Annotated in this window: 12 protein-coding genes; all 12 read right to left on the bottom strand. The window is 68.0% G+C overall.

Annotated features, from left to right (window positions below; genetic code table 11):
• Positions 1–63 precede the first annotated feature (63 nt).
• On the bottom strand, positions 64–1,521 hold the full coding sequence (locus tag ACIA49_RS12585; protein ID WP_396377256.1) for a GNAT family N-acetyltransferase: 1,458 nt from the start codon (positions 1,519–1,521) through the stop codon (positions 64–66).
• Between the two features lie 40 nt (positions 1,522–1,561).
• Positions 1,562–3,403: an ABC transporter substrate-binding protein gene (locus ACIA49_RS12580; RefSeq protein WP_396377255.1), complete on the bottom strand. Its 1,842-nt coding sequence runs from the start codon at positions 3,401–3,403 to the stop codon at positions 1,562–1,564.
• 31 nt (positions 3,404–3,434) lie between these two features.
• A complete protein-coding gene (locus ACIA49_RS12575; protein WP_396377254.1) occupies positions 3,435–3,641 on the bottom strand; it encodes a hypothetical protein in 207 nt (68 codons plus the stop codon).
• The gene (locus ACIA49_RS12570; RefSeq protein WP_396377253.1) at positions 3,641–4,681 is read right to left on the bottom strand and encodes an ABC transporter ATP-binding protein; all 1,041 of its coding nucleotides are present in this window, start codon (positions 4,679–4,681) and stop codon (positions 3,641–3,643) included. The genes ACIA49_RS12575 and ACIA49_RS12570 overlap by 1 nt, the downstream gene beginning before the upstream one ends.
• On the bottom strand, positions 4,678–5,742 hold the full coding sequence (locus ACIA49_RS12565; protein WP_396377252.1) for an ABC transporter ATP-binding protein: 1,065 nt from the start codon (positions 5,740–5,742) through the stop codon (positions 4,678–4,680). Before ACIA49_RS12565 ends, ACIA49_RS12570 begins: the two co-directional genes overlap by 4 nt.
• 5 nt (positions 5,743–5,747) lie before the next feature.
• Positions 5,748–6,653, bottom strand: a complete 906-nt coding sequence (locus ACIA49_RS12560) for an ABC transporter permease (RefSeq protein ID WP_391545477.1) — start codon at positions 6,651–6,653, stop codon at positions 5,748–5,750.
• Positions 6,654–6,657: 4 nt separating this feature from the next.
• Positions 6,658–7,758, bottom strand: a complete 1,101-nt coding sequence (locus ACIA49_RS12555) for an ABC transporter permease (protein WP_396377251.1) — start codon at positions 7,756–7,758, stop codon at positions 6,658–6,660.
• Positions 7,759–8,031: 273 nt separating this feature from the next.
• Positions 8,032–9,705, bottom strand: a complete 1,674-nt coding sequence (leuA, locus tag ACIA49_RS12550) for a 2-isopropylmalate synthase (protein ID WP_396377838.1) — start codon at positions 9,703–9,705, stop codon at positions 8,032–8,034.
• A gap of 253 nt (positions 9,706–9,958) precedes the next feature.
• Positions 9,959–11,251 (bottom strand): ATP-binding protein, encoded by a 1,293-nt coding sequence (locus tag ACIA49_RS12545; protein ID WP_396377250.1) that lies wholly within the window; start codon positions 11,249–11,251, stop codon positions 9,959–9,961.
• Positions 11,248–11,910, bottom strand: coding sequence for a response regulator transcription factor (locus tag ACIA49_RS12540; RefSeq protein ID WP_396377249.1), 663 nt, complete (start codon positions 11,908–11,910; stop codon positions 11,248–11,250). Before ACIA49_RS12540 ends, ACIA49_RS12545 begins: the two co-directional genes overlap by 4 nt.
• A gap of 16 nt (positions 11,911–11,926) precedes the next feature.
• Complete coding sequence (locus ACIA49_RS12535) at positions 11,927–13,177, bottom strand: DUF1501 domain-containing protein (RefSeq protein ID WP_396377248.1); 1,251 nt, start codon at positions 13,175–13,177, stop codon at positions 11,927–11,929.
• Positions 13,178–13,188: 11 nt separating this feature from the next.
• Positions 13,189–14,496: a DUF1800 family protein gene (locus ACIA49_RS12530; protein ID WP_396377247.1), complete on the bottom strand. Its 1,308-nt coding sequence runs from the start codon at positions 14,494–14,496 to the stop codon at positions 13,189–13,191.
• Positions 14,497–14,591 lie beyond the last annotated feature (95 nt).

Genomic DNA, 14,591 nt, shown 5'->3' with positions numbered 1-14,591 from the left:
CCAACGACGTTAGGCCGGTCCGGACCCCGCCGGAGGTTTTCTCACACGGTTCGCACAGCGTTCTCACAAACCCAACGACAACGGGATGCCGGGTGGTCCGGTGCGTACCAGCTCCGCGACCAGCGAAGGCAGGTTGCTCGGGGCGAAACGGCCTTCGTGGGCTTGGAGTTCGTCGAGGGTCCACCAGCGACGCTCGTGCAGGTTCTCGGCGGCCAACTCAGCCACACTCATCGTGCCTGCAGGCTCGAAGGCCGCCGTACGGATCAGGAAGTAGTCGTTGAGGACGCCGTCGTACCCGGTGGCGTGGCCTTCGGCAACTACCTCCTGGTGCCAGACGTGCGGCGGGTCCGCCTCCACTGCCAGGCCGACCTCTTCGGCCAGCTCGCGGCGTAGTCCCTCGAGCAGGGACTCGTCGGCCTCCAAGCCACCACCCGGCGTCGCCCAGAGGGGACCGTCGGCGAATTCGAAGCGGACCAGCAGGACGCGGTCCGAAGGATCGAGGATCACCGCCCGAGCCGCCGGGCGGAGGTTGGGACGGGTGAGCTCCAGCTCCTGGTTCTGCTCGACGGTGGTGAACCCGAAGCGGACGTTGACCTTCTGCATCGCCGTGTTGGACAGCGCCGTCCAGGTATGCAGGTAGGGCTGAGCGACGCGGTGCTTGGCGAGCTGGTCGAGGTTCGCCAGCTTCAGATGGGTGCCGAGGTTGTGACCGCGGTGATCACGCAGCACGAGCGTGTCATCCTGCTGCGCGTACTCCGGGTCGTCCTTCGACAGATAGAGCAACGTGTATCCGGCGGGCTCACCATCCAAGGTGTGCGCCATCGTCACCAGGGCGAGGTAGCTGCGGGCAACGCGCTCCTCGCCGGCCGCGAGCCGCTCGACCGTCCACGGCACCGTCTCACGAGTCATCCCGCCGATCGGTACGTCGTTGTCCATCGCCGTGTGGAGATCGGCGTACGCCTGCTGGTGTTCCGGCGGACACACACCCGCCCACGACGTCAGCGTGTACCCCTCCAGCTCTCCCGCCGACTCGCGCAGCGAGGCCAGCCGCGCCTCGTCATACGGCAGCGGTACGACGAGGTGGTCCTCGACGTGCTCGACCGTGAACCCGAGCTTCGCAGCGAACAAAGACCCGGCCCACGGCTCGGAAGGAACCCCGAGCTCGGTCTGGAAGATCGTCCGCCCGAGCTGCGCGGCCCGCGTCTCCGCCCACTGCCACAACGCCGTACCGACACCACGGCGCCGGTTCTCCGGCGGTACGTCGATCTCGACGTCGACCGTGTCCAGGTTGTCCTGCAACCGGTACTCGAAGAGCATCGCGCCGACCACGCGCTCGTCCTCGAGCGCCACAACGGCGAGCCGCGCCTTCAACGGTGACGGGTTGCGCAGCGAGACGGCGAACGCGTCCCGGGTCCCCAGCAGCGCGGCCTCACGACCAGCCAGTACGCCGGCGCGCAGCGCGTCGTACCAGGCGTCGAACAGGACAGGGTCGGCCGGATCGATCTCGCGAACGGTGATCACCCGGCCGACCCAACCAAACAAACGGGTCAGAAGCGAACGATTAAACCGGCGCGACCTTGCCGGCGTACATGCCCATGATGACGAAGTTGTCGGCGTACGGGGCGTTCTTCAGGATGGGGTCGTCGTCGGCCGGGAACTTGGCCACCCGCTTGCCCTCGAGGGCCGGGTTGTTCCCGTAGCGCTCCCAGAGCGGGATGATCGGCAGCAGTTCGTTGAACGCGAGCGCGGCCGCGGTCACGTTCTTCTTCTGCTCGTCCACGTCGAGGCCCTGGGCGGACTTGTCGACGACGGACTTGAGGTCGATGTCACCCGCGGAGGTCTTCTGCTTGAGCGGGAAGTTCATCCCCTTGCCGCCGGAGTTCGCGGCCGTCACGTAGTTGAACGCGTAGAGGTCCTGCACGAACGAGAAGTACGGGTGCGGGTGCGACGACGCGCCCCAGCTCTGGATCGCCAGGTCGAACTTGCCGGCCAGGACGTCGGGGCTCAGCTGCGTGAAGGTGATCCCGCGCTTGGTGATGTTGAACCCGAACTTGGTCAGCTGGTCGGCCGCGTTGGTGGCGGCCGGGTTCCAGTCGGCGAACTCGGTCGGGAACTTGATGTCGTACGCCGCGGGCTTGCCGGCCGGCGTCTGCCACTTGTCGCCGGCCTTCTTCCAGCCGGCCGCGGTGAGCAGCTGGGTGGCCTTGTCGAAGTCCTTGTCGTAGGCGTTCAGCTTCTTCTGGTCGGCGTCGGAGACCCAGTCCGGTACCGCCTGGTCGGAGAACCCGGCCATGAACTTGCAGGCCTTGCCGGACTCGCCGAGCGCGATCGTGCCGTTCTCGCCGCGGTCCAGGATGTAGGCGATCGCCTGCCGGACGCGGACGTCGGCGAACTCGGGATGCGTGGTGTAGTTGAAGACCAGCGCGGGACCGGAGTACACCGGCGGCCGCAGGATCCGGAACCCGTTCTGCTGGAACGTCTTCTCGCTGGCCACCGCGAAGCCGTGGGTGGCGTAGTCGACATCCTTGTTCATCACCGTCGGGGTGATGTCGGAGGTCTCACCGTTGTACAGCACGACCTTGGTGAAGCCGATCTTGTCGGCGAACAGGCCCTTGTCGTTCTTGACCAGCGTCATCTGCGAGTTCGTCATGCTCTTGACGTCGTAGTTGAACGGGCCGGAGACGATCGGGTTCTCCGGGTGGAACTTCTGGAAGTCCCCGTTCAAGGTCTTGCCTTCGCCCTCGTCGAGGCTGCCCTTCGCCTTGCGGAGCGTCTCGGCCTTGGTCGCCCACTCGCCGTACACGGCCGCGGGCAGGATCGGGGCGCGCAGGATGTAGCGCTCGAGCACCGTGGACGGCGTACCGATCGTGAAGACGGCGGTGGTGTCGTCGGTCGCCTTGACATCGGCCAGGAAGGTCCAATCCTGCTGACGCATCAGCCAGCGCAGGTTGAACGTCGCGACGACGTCCTTGCTGGTCACGGGCGAGCCGTCGCTCCAGGTCAGGCCGGAACGGAGCTTGAGCGTGTACGTGTTGGCCTTCTCGTCCAGGGTCCCGGACTCGGCCATCATGTATTCCCACTTCTTGTCGGCCCAGTAGTACAGACCGGAGCTGGGATAGATGAGGTCGAGGTACGGGCTGGACTGCTGCACGCCGTCGAGAACACCGGCAGCCAGGTTGAAGTGGCCCTTCGGGGGCAGCTGGTACGGGTAGGCGCCGTGGAACTCCTTGTCGCCGCCACCACCGCCGCCCTGGGCGTTCGGCTTGCTGGGCGAGCACGCCACGGCCGAGCCGAGACCGGCGGCGCCGAGACCGGCGATGCCGAACAGCTGGAGCACGTTGCGGCGGGAGACCTCGTTCGTCCGGGCCCGTGCCCCGGACTCGTTGTTGCCGGTGGGACTCATCCTCGGTCCTAACCTTTCTCAGATAAGGGTGTTACTGACCGTCTTCTCGCTTCGTACGGCGCCGGGTCCACACGACTGCGGCGACGACGATCAGGCCCAGGAACAGGCCCAAGAACAAGGTGAACAACGTGACGACGAACTCCGGCGTACCGGGGGTGAGCGTGAGCAGCAGGACACCGGCGGCCAGGACCAGGAAGGCCGCCCAGCCGAGTGCCATCCGGCCCAGCTCCGGCGGCATCAGGCCGCCGGCTCATCGGCGCCGTCGCGCTGGACGACGTGACACGCGGCCGACTGTCCCGGCCGGACCTGGAGCAGCTGCGGTACCTCGCCGTCGCACAGCCCGTCCTCGAACCGCCCGCAGCGCGGGTGGAACGCACAGCCCGGTGGCAGGTGCGCCAGGCTCGGAATCTCCAGGCTGCGCAGGGATTCCGCGTTCTTGGTCCGGGTCAGGTCGGGATCCGGCTCCGGGATCGCGTCGATCAGCGCCCGCGTGTACGGGTGCGTCGGCGCGTTGATGATCCGCGGGGTCGGGCCGAACTCGACGATCCGGCCGAGGTACATCACCGCGGTCCGGCCGCGCCAGCCGAAGTACTTCGCGATCGCCAGGTCGTGGGTGATGAACAGGAAGCCCACGCCGAGCTCGTCGCGCAGCCGGCCGAGCATCGCCAGCACGCTGATCCGGATCGACACGTCGAGCATCGAGGTCGATTCGTCGGCGATGATGATCTTCGGGTCCAGCGTCAGCGCCCGGGCGACGGCGACTCGTTGCCGTTGGCCACCGGACAGCTGGTGCGGGTACTTCGAGAGGTAGTTCTCCGGCGGCGTCAGGTCGACCTTCGCCAGCAATTCGGTCGCGCGTTCGGCGGCGGCCTTGGCGCCCTTCACCACGCCGTGCTTGAGCAGCGGTGCGGTGAGCGTCTGCTGGATCGTCCGGGTCGGGTTCAGCGAAGCGTACGGGTCCTGGTGCACGTACTGCACGCTGCGCCGGAAGTCCTTGAACTCGTTCTTCTTCAGGGACCAGATGTCGGCCCCGTCGAACATCACCTGCCCGCTACTCGGGCGAGTCAGGCCGGCCGCCATCCGGGCCGCGGTCGTCTTGCCCGAACCGCTCTCCCCTACCAGGCAGAGCACCTCGCCGGGGTTGATCGACAGGTTGGCATGATCGACCGCGCGGATCGGTCCCGCCTTGGTGTCGAACACCTGGCTGACCCCGTCCAGCGTCATCAACGGCTTGCCACTGGACTCCTGTACGGCGGGAGTCTCGTCGACCGCGGTCATGAGGCGGCCTCCTTCCGCTCGAGGTGGACGTCGGCGGAGTGGATGCAGGCGACGTCGTGGGCGCTACCGGCCTCGTCGGTGATCGGGATCAACGGCGGATCCACCTCCTGGCATTCGTCGGTGGCGAACTTGCAGCGCGGGTGGAACGCGCAGCCCTTCGGCAGGTTGGCCAGGCTCGGCGGTCCGCCCGGGATCGACTCGAGGTCCGGCAGGTCGCCGACGATCGGCGGCACGGCCTTGATCAGGCCGAGCGTGTACGGGTGCCGCGGCTGGTAGAACATGTCCCGGACGCCACCGGTCTCGATGATCCGGCCGGCGTACATGGTGGCGACCCGGTCGGCCAGCTCGGCGGCCAGCGACAGGTCGTGCGAGATGAAGATCATCGAGAAGCCGAGCCGCTCCCGCACCTCGTGCAGGACGTCGACCACCGACCGCTGGGTGAGGATGTCGAGGGCCGTGGTCGGCTCGTCGAGGATCAGCACTTCGGGCTCGAGCAGCAGGCTCATCGCGATCAGCACGCGCTGCCGCATCCCGCCGGACAGCTCGTGCGGGTACGAGTCCATCACCCGCTCGGGTTCGAGCCGGACCAGCCGGAGCAGTTCGCCGGCCCGCTCCTCGATCTCCTGCTTGGTCGCCTTGGTGTGCGCCCGCATCGTGTCGTGCATGTGGCCGCGGATCTTCAGCACCGGGTTGAAGGCGTTCATCGCGCCCTGGAACACCATCGCGGCGTCCCGCCAGCGGAACTTGCGCAGGTCCCGGCCGTCGAGACCCAGTACGTCGATCTCCGTGCCGTCACTGCGGTTGAAGGTGACCTGGCCGGACGCGTGCCCCAGGCGCGGCAGCAGCCGCAACAGGCCGAGCCCGAACGTGGTCTTGCCGCAACCGCTCTCCCCCACCAGGGCCAGGCTCTCGCCCGGGAACAGGTCGAGGTCGACACCGCGGACCGCTTGCACCGTCGTACCGGAGCCGGTTCGGTACTCGACCTTGAAGTCGCGGATCGAGAGCAGCGGCTTGCCGGTACCACCGCGCACCGCACGCGCGCTTGCCGTGGGAACAGTCATCGCGATCACCGGTCCCGGAGACGTGGGTTGAGGATCTCCTCGAGCGACCTGGTCATCATCACCAGACCGAGCAGGAGCAGCGTGATCGCGACCACCGGACTGAGGATGAACCCCAGGCTGGCGTCGTTGAAGATCGCGCCGGCGATCCAGGCCCGGTTCAGCATGATCCCCCAGTTCGAGCCGGTCAGCGGCGCGAGGCCGAGCAGGTACAGGCCGACGAGCGAGTAGATCGCGTTCGTGACCCCGATCATGAAGTTCATCAGGATGAAGCTGGCCATGTTCGGCAGGATCTCGACGAACACCACCCGCGCGGTGCCGAGGTCGAGCAGCCGGGCCGCTTCGACGAACTCCCGTTCCTTCAGCGACAGCACCTGCGAACGCACCGCCCGGGTCAGCACCGGCCAGGACAGTCCACCGACCAGCAGCGCGAGCAGCAACGGCGAGTCCAGCTTGAAGAGCGCACCCAGGACGGCGAGCAGCACGATCTGCGGCACCGTCAGGACGACGTCGGCCGCCGTCACGACCGCGGAGTCCACCCAGCCGCCGAGGTAGGCGGCCAGGGATCCGAGCGCGATCGCGAGCGCGGTCGAGATCGCGGCGGCGACGAACCCGATGAAGATGACGGACCGGCCGCCGTCGATCATCTGGATCAGCACGTCCTTGCCCTCGTTGTCGGTCCCGAGCAGATGCCCGGGCGACCCGAAGGGCAGCAGGATCTCCTTGATGTTCGGCTCGAGCGTCGGGGTGAAGATCGGCCCGATCGCGGTGATCAGCACCAGCAGCGCCACGATGATGAAGCCGATGAACCCGGCCGGGCTGCGGCGCAACGAGCGCAGGATCCCGGCGAACCGGGAGACCCCCGTCGTACCGATCGCGGCGACGGCGCCGCTGGTCACAGTCTCGGTGGCCACGCGCTTACCCCTTGGCCTTCCCGCCGACCCGGATCCGCGGATCCAGCCGGCTGTAGAGGACGTCGGCGAGCAGGTTGGCCACCACCACGGAGATCGTGACGACCAGGAAGATGCCTTGCAGGACCGGGTAGTCGCGGCCCGAGACGGCGTTGTAGAGGCTGAAGCCGATGCCCTGGTAGCCGAAGATCTTCTCCACGAAGATCGAGCCGCCGACCACGAAGCCGAGCGACACCGCCAGCTGGCTGAACAACGGCAGCACCGCGTTGCGGCCGACGTACCCGGCGCGGATCCGGTTGTCGGTCAGGCCGCGGGCGCGGGCGACGGTGACGTAGTCCTCGCCCAGGGTCTCGACCGTGGACGACTTCATCACCAGGGCCCAGGAGCCGACCGTGGTGAGCAGATAGGCCAGGATCGGCAGCGTCGCGTGGTACAGGATGTCGTTCAGGAAGTTGAAGCTGAACGACGGTGTGACACCGGGCGTGTAGGAACCGCGCGCCTCGGTCAGGTTGAAGACCTGCAGCTTCACGCCGAGGAAGACCACGATCAGGATCGCCACGATGTAGTTCGGGATCGCGTGCAGCAGCGAGCCGATCGAGGTGAGCAGATGGTCGATCCAGCTCTCCCGGCGGTAGGCCATGATCATGCCCGCCACGATCCCCAGGATGAAGCTCAGGATCTGCGCGATACCGACCGAGAACAGCGTCCACGGCAGGTAGGTCTTGATCACCTGGGCGACCGTCGTACCGGGCGAGAGCAGTGAGGTGCCGAAGTCACCCTGCAGCAGGTTGCCCATGTAGGTCAGGTACTGCAGGATCAGCGGCTCGTTCGGGTCCAGCGAGAACAGGTTCCGCGCCTGCGCGGCCGCGTCGGCGTAGGAGATGCCGGTCTGCGCGATCTGCGTCTGGATGTACGTGTCGACCGGGTTGCCCGGCAGCAGCCGGACCAGGAAGAACGTCAGGGTGGAGACCAGGAAGATCGTCAGGATCGCCTTGGCCAGCCTCCGGACCAGCCAGGCGCTGAAGAAGCGCCGCGCCGCCGAGGGCTTCGGTTCGTCCACCGGCCCTTCGATCAGCTGGGGGGCAGGTGTCTCGACCGCACCGCTCACTGCTCACCTCCATCGAGGACCGCCGACGAGCTGACTAGGACTTAGTACTGCCTAATGCACGATCTCTTGCATTGATCTGCGCACAGTGGCGCTAGTTTGCGCAGCCGCAGGCATCAAGTCAACGGTTTCAGAGGTTCGGAAGTCAGAGACACCGAATCGTGAGCAGACGATTGCCGTGTGCACTGATCTTGCCACGGTGTGTGCTGGATCACTCCGGACCGCAACGCAAACGACGCCCGCAAACCCTTCCGGGTCACGGGCGCCGTTTGATAGTCAGCGCGTTGCGCGGTTGATCGCGGAGACGACCGCCTTCAGCGAAGCAGTGAGAATGTTGGCGTCGCGACCGACACCCCAGAACACGTCGTCGCCGACCTCGCACTCGACGTACGCCGCGGCCAGGGCGTCCCCACCGGCCGAGAGCGCGTGCTCGTGGTAGTCCAGCACCCGTACGTCGTACTTCAGCGGCTTGATGGCGTCGACGAAAGCGGAGACCGGGCCGTTGCCCTCACCGGTCAGCTCGTGCGGGACACCATTGGAATAGACCTGAACGCGGAGCTGGTCGTTGACCGCCTCGCCGGACGACGAGTTGACCGTCAGCAGCGACAGCTTGCCCGGCGCCAGGTACTCGGCCGCGAAGATGTCCCACAGCTGCTGCGGGCCGACCTCGCCGCCCTCGGCGTCGGTGTGCTGCTGGACGACCCGGCTGAACTCGATCTGCAGCCGGCGCGGCAGGTCGAGCCGGTGCTCCGACTTCATCATGTAGGCGATGCCGCCCTTGCCGGACTGCGAGTTCACCCGGATGACGGCCTCGTAGGAGCGGCCGACGTCCTTCGGGTCGATCGGCAGGTACGGCGCCTCCCAGTGGATCTCGCCGACCGGCTTCCCCTCGGCGGCAGCCTGCTTCTCCAGCGCCTCCAGGCCCTTCTTGATCGCGTCCTGGTGCGATCCGGAGAAGGCGGTGTAGACGAGGTCACCGGCGTACGGCTGGCGCTCGGGGACGCGCATCTGGGTGCAGTACTCGACCGTCCGGCGGATCTCGTCGATGTCGGCGAAGTCGATCTGCGGGTCGATGCCCTGGCTGAACAGGTTCATCCCCAGCGTCACCAGGTCGACGTTGCCGGTCCGCTCACCATGGCCGAACAGGCAGCCCTCGACCCGGTCCGCACCGGCCATCAGACCCAGTTCGGTGGCGGCGACCGCCGTACCGCGGTCGTTGTGCGGGTGCAGGCTGATCGCGGAGTGCTCGCGCCGGGTCAGGTTGCGGCCGAACCACTCGATCTGGTCGGCGTAGACGTTCGGCGTGGACATCTCGACGGTGGCCGGCAGGTTCAGGATGATCTCGCGGCCCTCGGCGGGCTGCCACACATCGCTGACGGCCTCGCAGACCTCGAGCGCGAACTCCAGCTCGGTACCGGTGAAGATCTCCGGGCTGTACTGGTAGCCGAACTGGCAGTCGCCGAGGATGTCGTCGGCGTACTTCATCACGATCTCGGTACCGCGCACGGCGATGTTCAGGCACTCGGCCTTGTCCACGTTGAACACGACCCGGCGGAACAGCGGCGCGGTCGCGTTGTAGAGATGGATGGTCGCCTTCGGCGAACCCTGCAGCGACTGCACGGTCCGCTCGATGAGCTCCTCGCGGGCCTGGGTCAGGACGGAGATCGTCACGTCCTCGGGGATCGCGTCGCCCTCGATCAGGCTGCGGACGAAGTCGAAGTCGTACTGGCTGGCGCTCGGGAAACCGACCTCGATCTCCTTGTAGCCCATCTTCACCAGCAGGTCGAACATCCGCCGCTTGCGGGCCGGCGACATCGGCTCGACCAGCGCCTGGTTGCCGTCGCGGAGGTCGGTGGACAGCCAGCGCGGGGTCTTCGCGACGGACCTGGCCGGCCAGGTGCGGTCCGGCAGGTCGATCGGCGGGAACGCGGAGTAGCGGTGGATCGGCATGCCGGACGGCTGCTGTACAGGCTGGGGCTGATTCTGCGGTGCCACGGGTTCTCCTCGGGAGATGTCAGCGGGGTCGTGTAGAGGACGACCGGCATACGACGAGACTCCGCGGCGAGGGAACCGGCCTTGTCAGGCCTCGCCGCGGCAGCGAAGGAGGAGAAGCTGGTGCCGCATAGTGACGAAGAGTCTATGCACAACCCACTTGACCCGTCGAACCCGGGGTCTCACTCGGCGAGACACGCAGCGTGACGACTCAGGTCGGTAACCGCAGCTGGAACGACGCTCCCCGCTGCCCGCCCGGCCGATCGCCGACGATGAGGTCCCCTCCGTGCGCGCGCGCCACCCCGCGGGCGATCGCCAGCCCGAGGCCGGCGCCCTTGCTGTGCGGCCCGTGCACGAGCCGCTGGAAGATCCGCTCCCGCTGCCCCGGCGGCACCCCTGGCCCGTCGTCCTCGACCACGAACCCGTCAGCCCGTACGACGATGTTCGCCCGCCGCGCTCCGGCCTGCCGCGCGTTGTCCAGCAACCCGGCCAGCACCTGCGCCAACCGCTCGGCATCACCCTGTACGACGGTGGCCGGGCCGGGGCCGACGGTGATGGCCAAGTCGGGGGCGCGGAGACGGGAGTGGGCGGCTTCGGTCTGGGCCAAGGCATTGAGGTCGACGGGGGTGAGGTGAAGTTGGAGGCCGGCGTCGAGGCGGCTCAGCTCGAGGAGGTCGGCGACCAGGCGACCGGCTCGGTGGGACTCGCGGACGAGGAGGAGCTCTAGTTCCTCGCGGCGGTCAGGCGCTGCTTCGGGGCCCAGGTGAATGAGGGTTTCGGCGGCGGTCTGGATGCCGGTGATCGGGGTGCGGAGTTCGTGGGCCGCGTCGGCGACGAACTCGCGCATCCGGTCTTCGGAGCGGTGGGCGGTGTGTTCGGCTCCTTCGAGAGCATCGAGCATCTCGTCGAACGCGGCGGCGGTGCGGCCGAGTTCGGTGTCGGCGCGTTCAAGATGGAGGCGGTCACCACGGCGGCCCGCGACGATAGAGCGGGCGAGTGTGGTCATGTTGTCCAGTGGCTTCAGCGCCAAGCGCATCAGGGCGATCAGGGCCAGCGCGGTGATCAGGACCGCGGCTGCACCGGAGAGCAGGAGAACAGTGCGGAGGCGGGCACCGGCGTCGGCGAGCAGAGCGGTGTCGGCGGTGAGCAGCAGCGTTGCGTCGCGGGTGCGTTGACCGGCTTGCAGGGTGGCTTTCACCTGACGGACGGTGCCGCCTGCCTCGATCGGCGGCGCGCCGAACTGCTGACCGTTCCGCAGGATGAGCGTGACCCGGACCCCATCCGCGTCGATCCGCCGTACAAGGTTGCCTGGAGCAACGTTTTGGCGGGCGAGCTGCTGAGCCAGCTGCGCGCGGCCCGACAACAGCGAGTCCAGGCTGCGCTCCGCCTGCGCGTCGAAGACCGCCTTCACCACCAGCCCGGTAACCGGCAGCACGACGAGCAGTACGGCGATCGCCGTCAGCGTCACGCGCATCCGCAGCGACGCCCCGCGGAACCGCCTCACGACTCCTCCGGTTTCAGCACGTATCCCGATCCACGCACGGTGTGCAGCAACCCTGCACCGAGCTTGCGGCGCAGTGCGCTGATGTTGACCTCGACCAGGTTCGGCGCATAGTCGTCATACCCCCAGACCGCGGTCAGCAGCTGCGTTTTCCCGACCACCTTGCCACTGCGACCGGCCAGGAACAGCAACAGCTTGTACTCCGTCGCGGTCAGCTCGACCACGTCGCCACCGCGTGTCGCGACCCCGGCCTCGACATCGATCACCAGGTCACCGACCTCGAGCACCGTCCGCAGTCGCCCCATCCGGCGCAGTACCGCCTCGACGCGAGCGATCAGCTCGGCCAGCACGAAGGGCTTCACCACATAGTCGTCGGCACCGGTACGCAACCCGTGCAGCCGGTCCTCCACGCCGTCGCGGGCGGTCAGCAGGATCACGCCGGCGTTCGACGTCTCCCGCGTCACGCCCAGCAACTCGAAGCCGTCCCGCCCAGGCAGCATCACGTCCAGCAGAACCAGGTCGGGCCGGAACCCGGCCAGCTCCCGCTCCAGCCCGTCCCCGTCGGCGCGGGTCCGGACCTCGTGCCCGGCCTCGGTCAGCGCGATCCCGACCGCGGTCCGGATCGGTTCCGCGTCCTCGACCACCAGCACCCGCGCCGCCATTCAGCCATCCTCGCACTCACGCACGCAGCAGTCCGTCGATCGTGGTCGTGTGCCCGTCGAGGATCTTCCCTGGGTCGGTGCCGAGCACGTGCTGCAGGACACTCGCGTAGACGTCCCGGAAGTCGGTGGTCGCCTTGAGATCGCCGTTGGACAGATCGGTCAGACTCGGCTGTTCGCCATGGAACCCACCGGCCACTTTGTTGCCCAGGACAAGCACCGGACCCGCCGTACCGTGGTCGGTCCCCTCGCTGCCGTTCGCCTGCACCCGCCGGCCGAACTCGGAGTAGACGAGCACCACCGCATTTTTGCCCCGATCGGTCTTCGCCAGTCGCTGGGCGAACGGCGTCAACGCCGCGTCCAGCTCGCTCAGCAACCGTTGCTGAGTACCGCGCTCATCCGCATGCGTGTCGAACCCACCGAGCGACGCCGAGTAGGCCCGAGTCGGTACGCCGGCCTCGATCAGCCCCGCGATCAGGTCCAACTGCGCCCCGAGCTGCGAAGTCCCACCGGCAGACGCACCTTGTGTCCCCTGCTCGTCTTCATCAGGCGTCTCGTCATGACCCATCTTCACGGCGGTTCCCAGCACGCGCGTAGCCTCCTGGAGGTCCAGGACCGCCTTGGCTGCTTTCGCCTGCCACAACCCCTCCCCCGGACTCGGCTTCCCGAGAGCGGCGTACGCCGTACCGATCGCGCCTTTCGGTAGCGCCAGCCCGCGCAACGGCAACGAGGCCGCGGCGGTGCTCGCACCGGCCAGCAGCGGCGGCAGGGTCGGCTCGACGGAGACCGCGCGCAGCGGGTCGGCGCCGGTCGCGTCCAGCCAGCGACCGAGCCAGCCGGTCGGGATCGGCGACTTCGGGGAGGCCGTCTGCCAGATCGCCATCGATCGGAAGTGACTGCGGTCCGGCTGTGGATAGCCGACCCCACGGACGATCGCGAGTTGCTTGTCGTCCCACAGCCCCTTCAAGCCCTTCAGCCCGGGATTGAGGCCGAGACCTTCGCCCAGGTCGAGTACCTCGTTCGGCTGGTAGGCCAGGTCCGGCCGAGCCTGCTGGTACGCCGGGTCCGCGGCCGGGACCACGGTATTCAGGCCGTCGTTGCCGCCGTACAGGGTGATCACCACGAGCACGGACTCATCGCTCGGCAGCGGATCGTTGACGGCGGCGGCGAGCAGGTCGGACCAGTGCACCTGGGTCGCGCCGGCTGCCAGAGCGCCCGCAGCGGTCACGCCACTCAGCGTCAGGAATCGCCTTCTGGTCACGTTGTCCATCGGTCCTCCACTCATCCGCTCACGACGTACTCGGGGGCGCAGGCAGCGATCGCCACCAGTTGCGCCGGCTGCTTCACTGCACCGAGCGCGGCCTTGGTCCGCGCCGACCAGCCGTCGACGCCGAGCAGCTCGGCCACGTCGTCCGCGGAGCCGATCGCCTTGAGCTCGGCGTGCGCGGCCAGGTGCTGCGCGAGCTGCAGCCGGGTGAGACCGGCCGACGTGGTCAGCCAGCTCGCACCGGACGGCCAACCGCCGACACTCGGCGGACGGAACGGCAGCTGTCCCATCCCGCGCAGACCGGCCAGCAGCTTGGTCTGCTCCTTCTCCGCGAGCTTGCCCGGCGTGATCCGCAACGCGCGCATCAGACCGACTACCCACTCGACCGGCTGCTTCACCAGCGAGGCCGCCGGGTCCCGGAAGGCCGCCTCAGCGACCATTGCTGTCAGCAACGACTTCACGTTCCGTCCAGGCCCGTACGCCGTTTCCAGCCGGGTCATCGCCGCCGCATCCGGCGGCGTGGTCGACACCAGTCGGAACCACAGCCGGCCGATGACGAACGGTGCCGACTCCGGCCGGGCCAGTGCGAGTCCGGCGTACGCCTTGGCATCGAAGTTGCCCGTCTTGCCGAGCACGGTCTTGCTGCCGGAGTCGAACCGTTGCCGTTTGAACGTCGCGGCCGCCCCTTGATCGCCGGGCCCGTCCTTGCCGAGCACCCAGCCGGTCAGGCAGCGCGCGCCCTCGGCGACATCCTTCTCCTCGTAGTGGCCGATGCCGAGGGTGAACAACTCCAGGAACTCGCGCGCCAGGTTCTCGTTCGGCGAGCCCTTGCGGTTCTTCTGCCCGTCGAGCCAGCGGATCGTCGCGCTGTCCACGATCATCGCGGCGGCCAGGTCGCCGAAGCCGGCCGCGGCGTACCGGCGTTGCGTCTGGTTCTGGGCGAGCATCCAGGCCGCGTTGCGGACCTTCTGATTGCTCGTCGCGAAATGCCCGTGCCAGAACCACGTCAGCCGCTCGGAGGCCGTCCGGCTCGCCACCATCCGGTCCAGCCACCAGATGGTCAGCTTCCGCTCCTGCGCCGTCCGCGCCTGCCGCTCGGCCTTCTTCGCCGCCTTGTCCGGCTTGTCGGCCTTGGTCCCGGTCCGCGGTGGCGGGGTCAGCCCGGTCGGCGGTGCGATCGCCGCGGCCGCGGCATCCGTGGCCGGTCCGAGCAACCGCCGTACCGTCTCGTCGAAACCCGCCGCCGGCTCCCCCGGCGGCGGCCCGAACCCCAGTCGCTCGTTCAGCCGCCGTACGACGGCCTGCTCGCTGATCTCGGTCATGTCCCCGATGCTTTCCACCCGAACGGCTCAGGACCAGGCTGCGCGACCGATCTTCAGCCAACCCACAGCGTCTGTTGCCTTCAAGAGCACTTGAA

The organism is Kribbella sp. NPDC051587 (assembly GCF_044453945.1).
Taxonomy (GTDB): domain Bacteria; phylum Actinomycetota; class Actinomycetes; order Propionibacteriales; family Kribbellaceae; genus Kribbella.
This window is presented reverse-complemented; position numbering and strand designations above follow the sequence as displayed.

Bases quoted from the DNA above. Each gene is read 5' to 3' on its own strand.
- ACIA49_RS12580 (WP_396377255.1), bottom strand. From the start codon at position 3,403: ATGAGTCCCACCGGCAACAACGAGTCCGGGGCACGGGCCCGGACGAAC.
- ACIA49_RS12570 (WP_396377253.1), bottom strand. From the start codon at position 4,681: ATGACCGCGGTCGACGAGACTCCCGCCGTACAGGAGTCCAGTGGCAAG.
- ACIA49_RS12565 (WP_396377252.1), bottom strand. From the start codon at position 5,742: ATGACTGTTCCCACGGCAAGCGCGCGTGCGGTGCGCGGTGGTACCGGC.
- ACIA49_RS12535 (WP_396377248.1), bottom strand. From the start codon at position 13,177: ATGGACAACGTGACCAGAAGGCGATTCCTGACGCTGAGTGGCGTGACC.
- ACIA49_RS12540 (WP_396377249.1), bottom strand. From the start codon at position 11,910: ATGGCGGCGCGGGTGCTGGTGGTCGAGGACGCGGAACCGATCCGGACC.
- ACIA49_RS12575 (WP_396377254.1), bottom strand. From the start codon at position 3,641: ATGCCGCCGGAGCTGGGCCGGATGGCACTCGGCTGGGCGGCCTTCCTG.
- ACIA49_RS12530 (WP_396377247.1), bottom strand. From the start codon at position 14,496: ATGACCGAGATCAGCGAGCAGGCCGTCGTACGGCGGCTGAACGAGCGA.
- leuA (WP_396377838.1), bottom strand. From the start codon at position 9,705: ATGCCGATCCACCGCTACTCCGCGTTCCCGCCGATCGACCTGCCGGAC.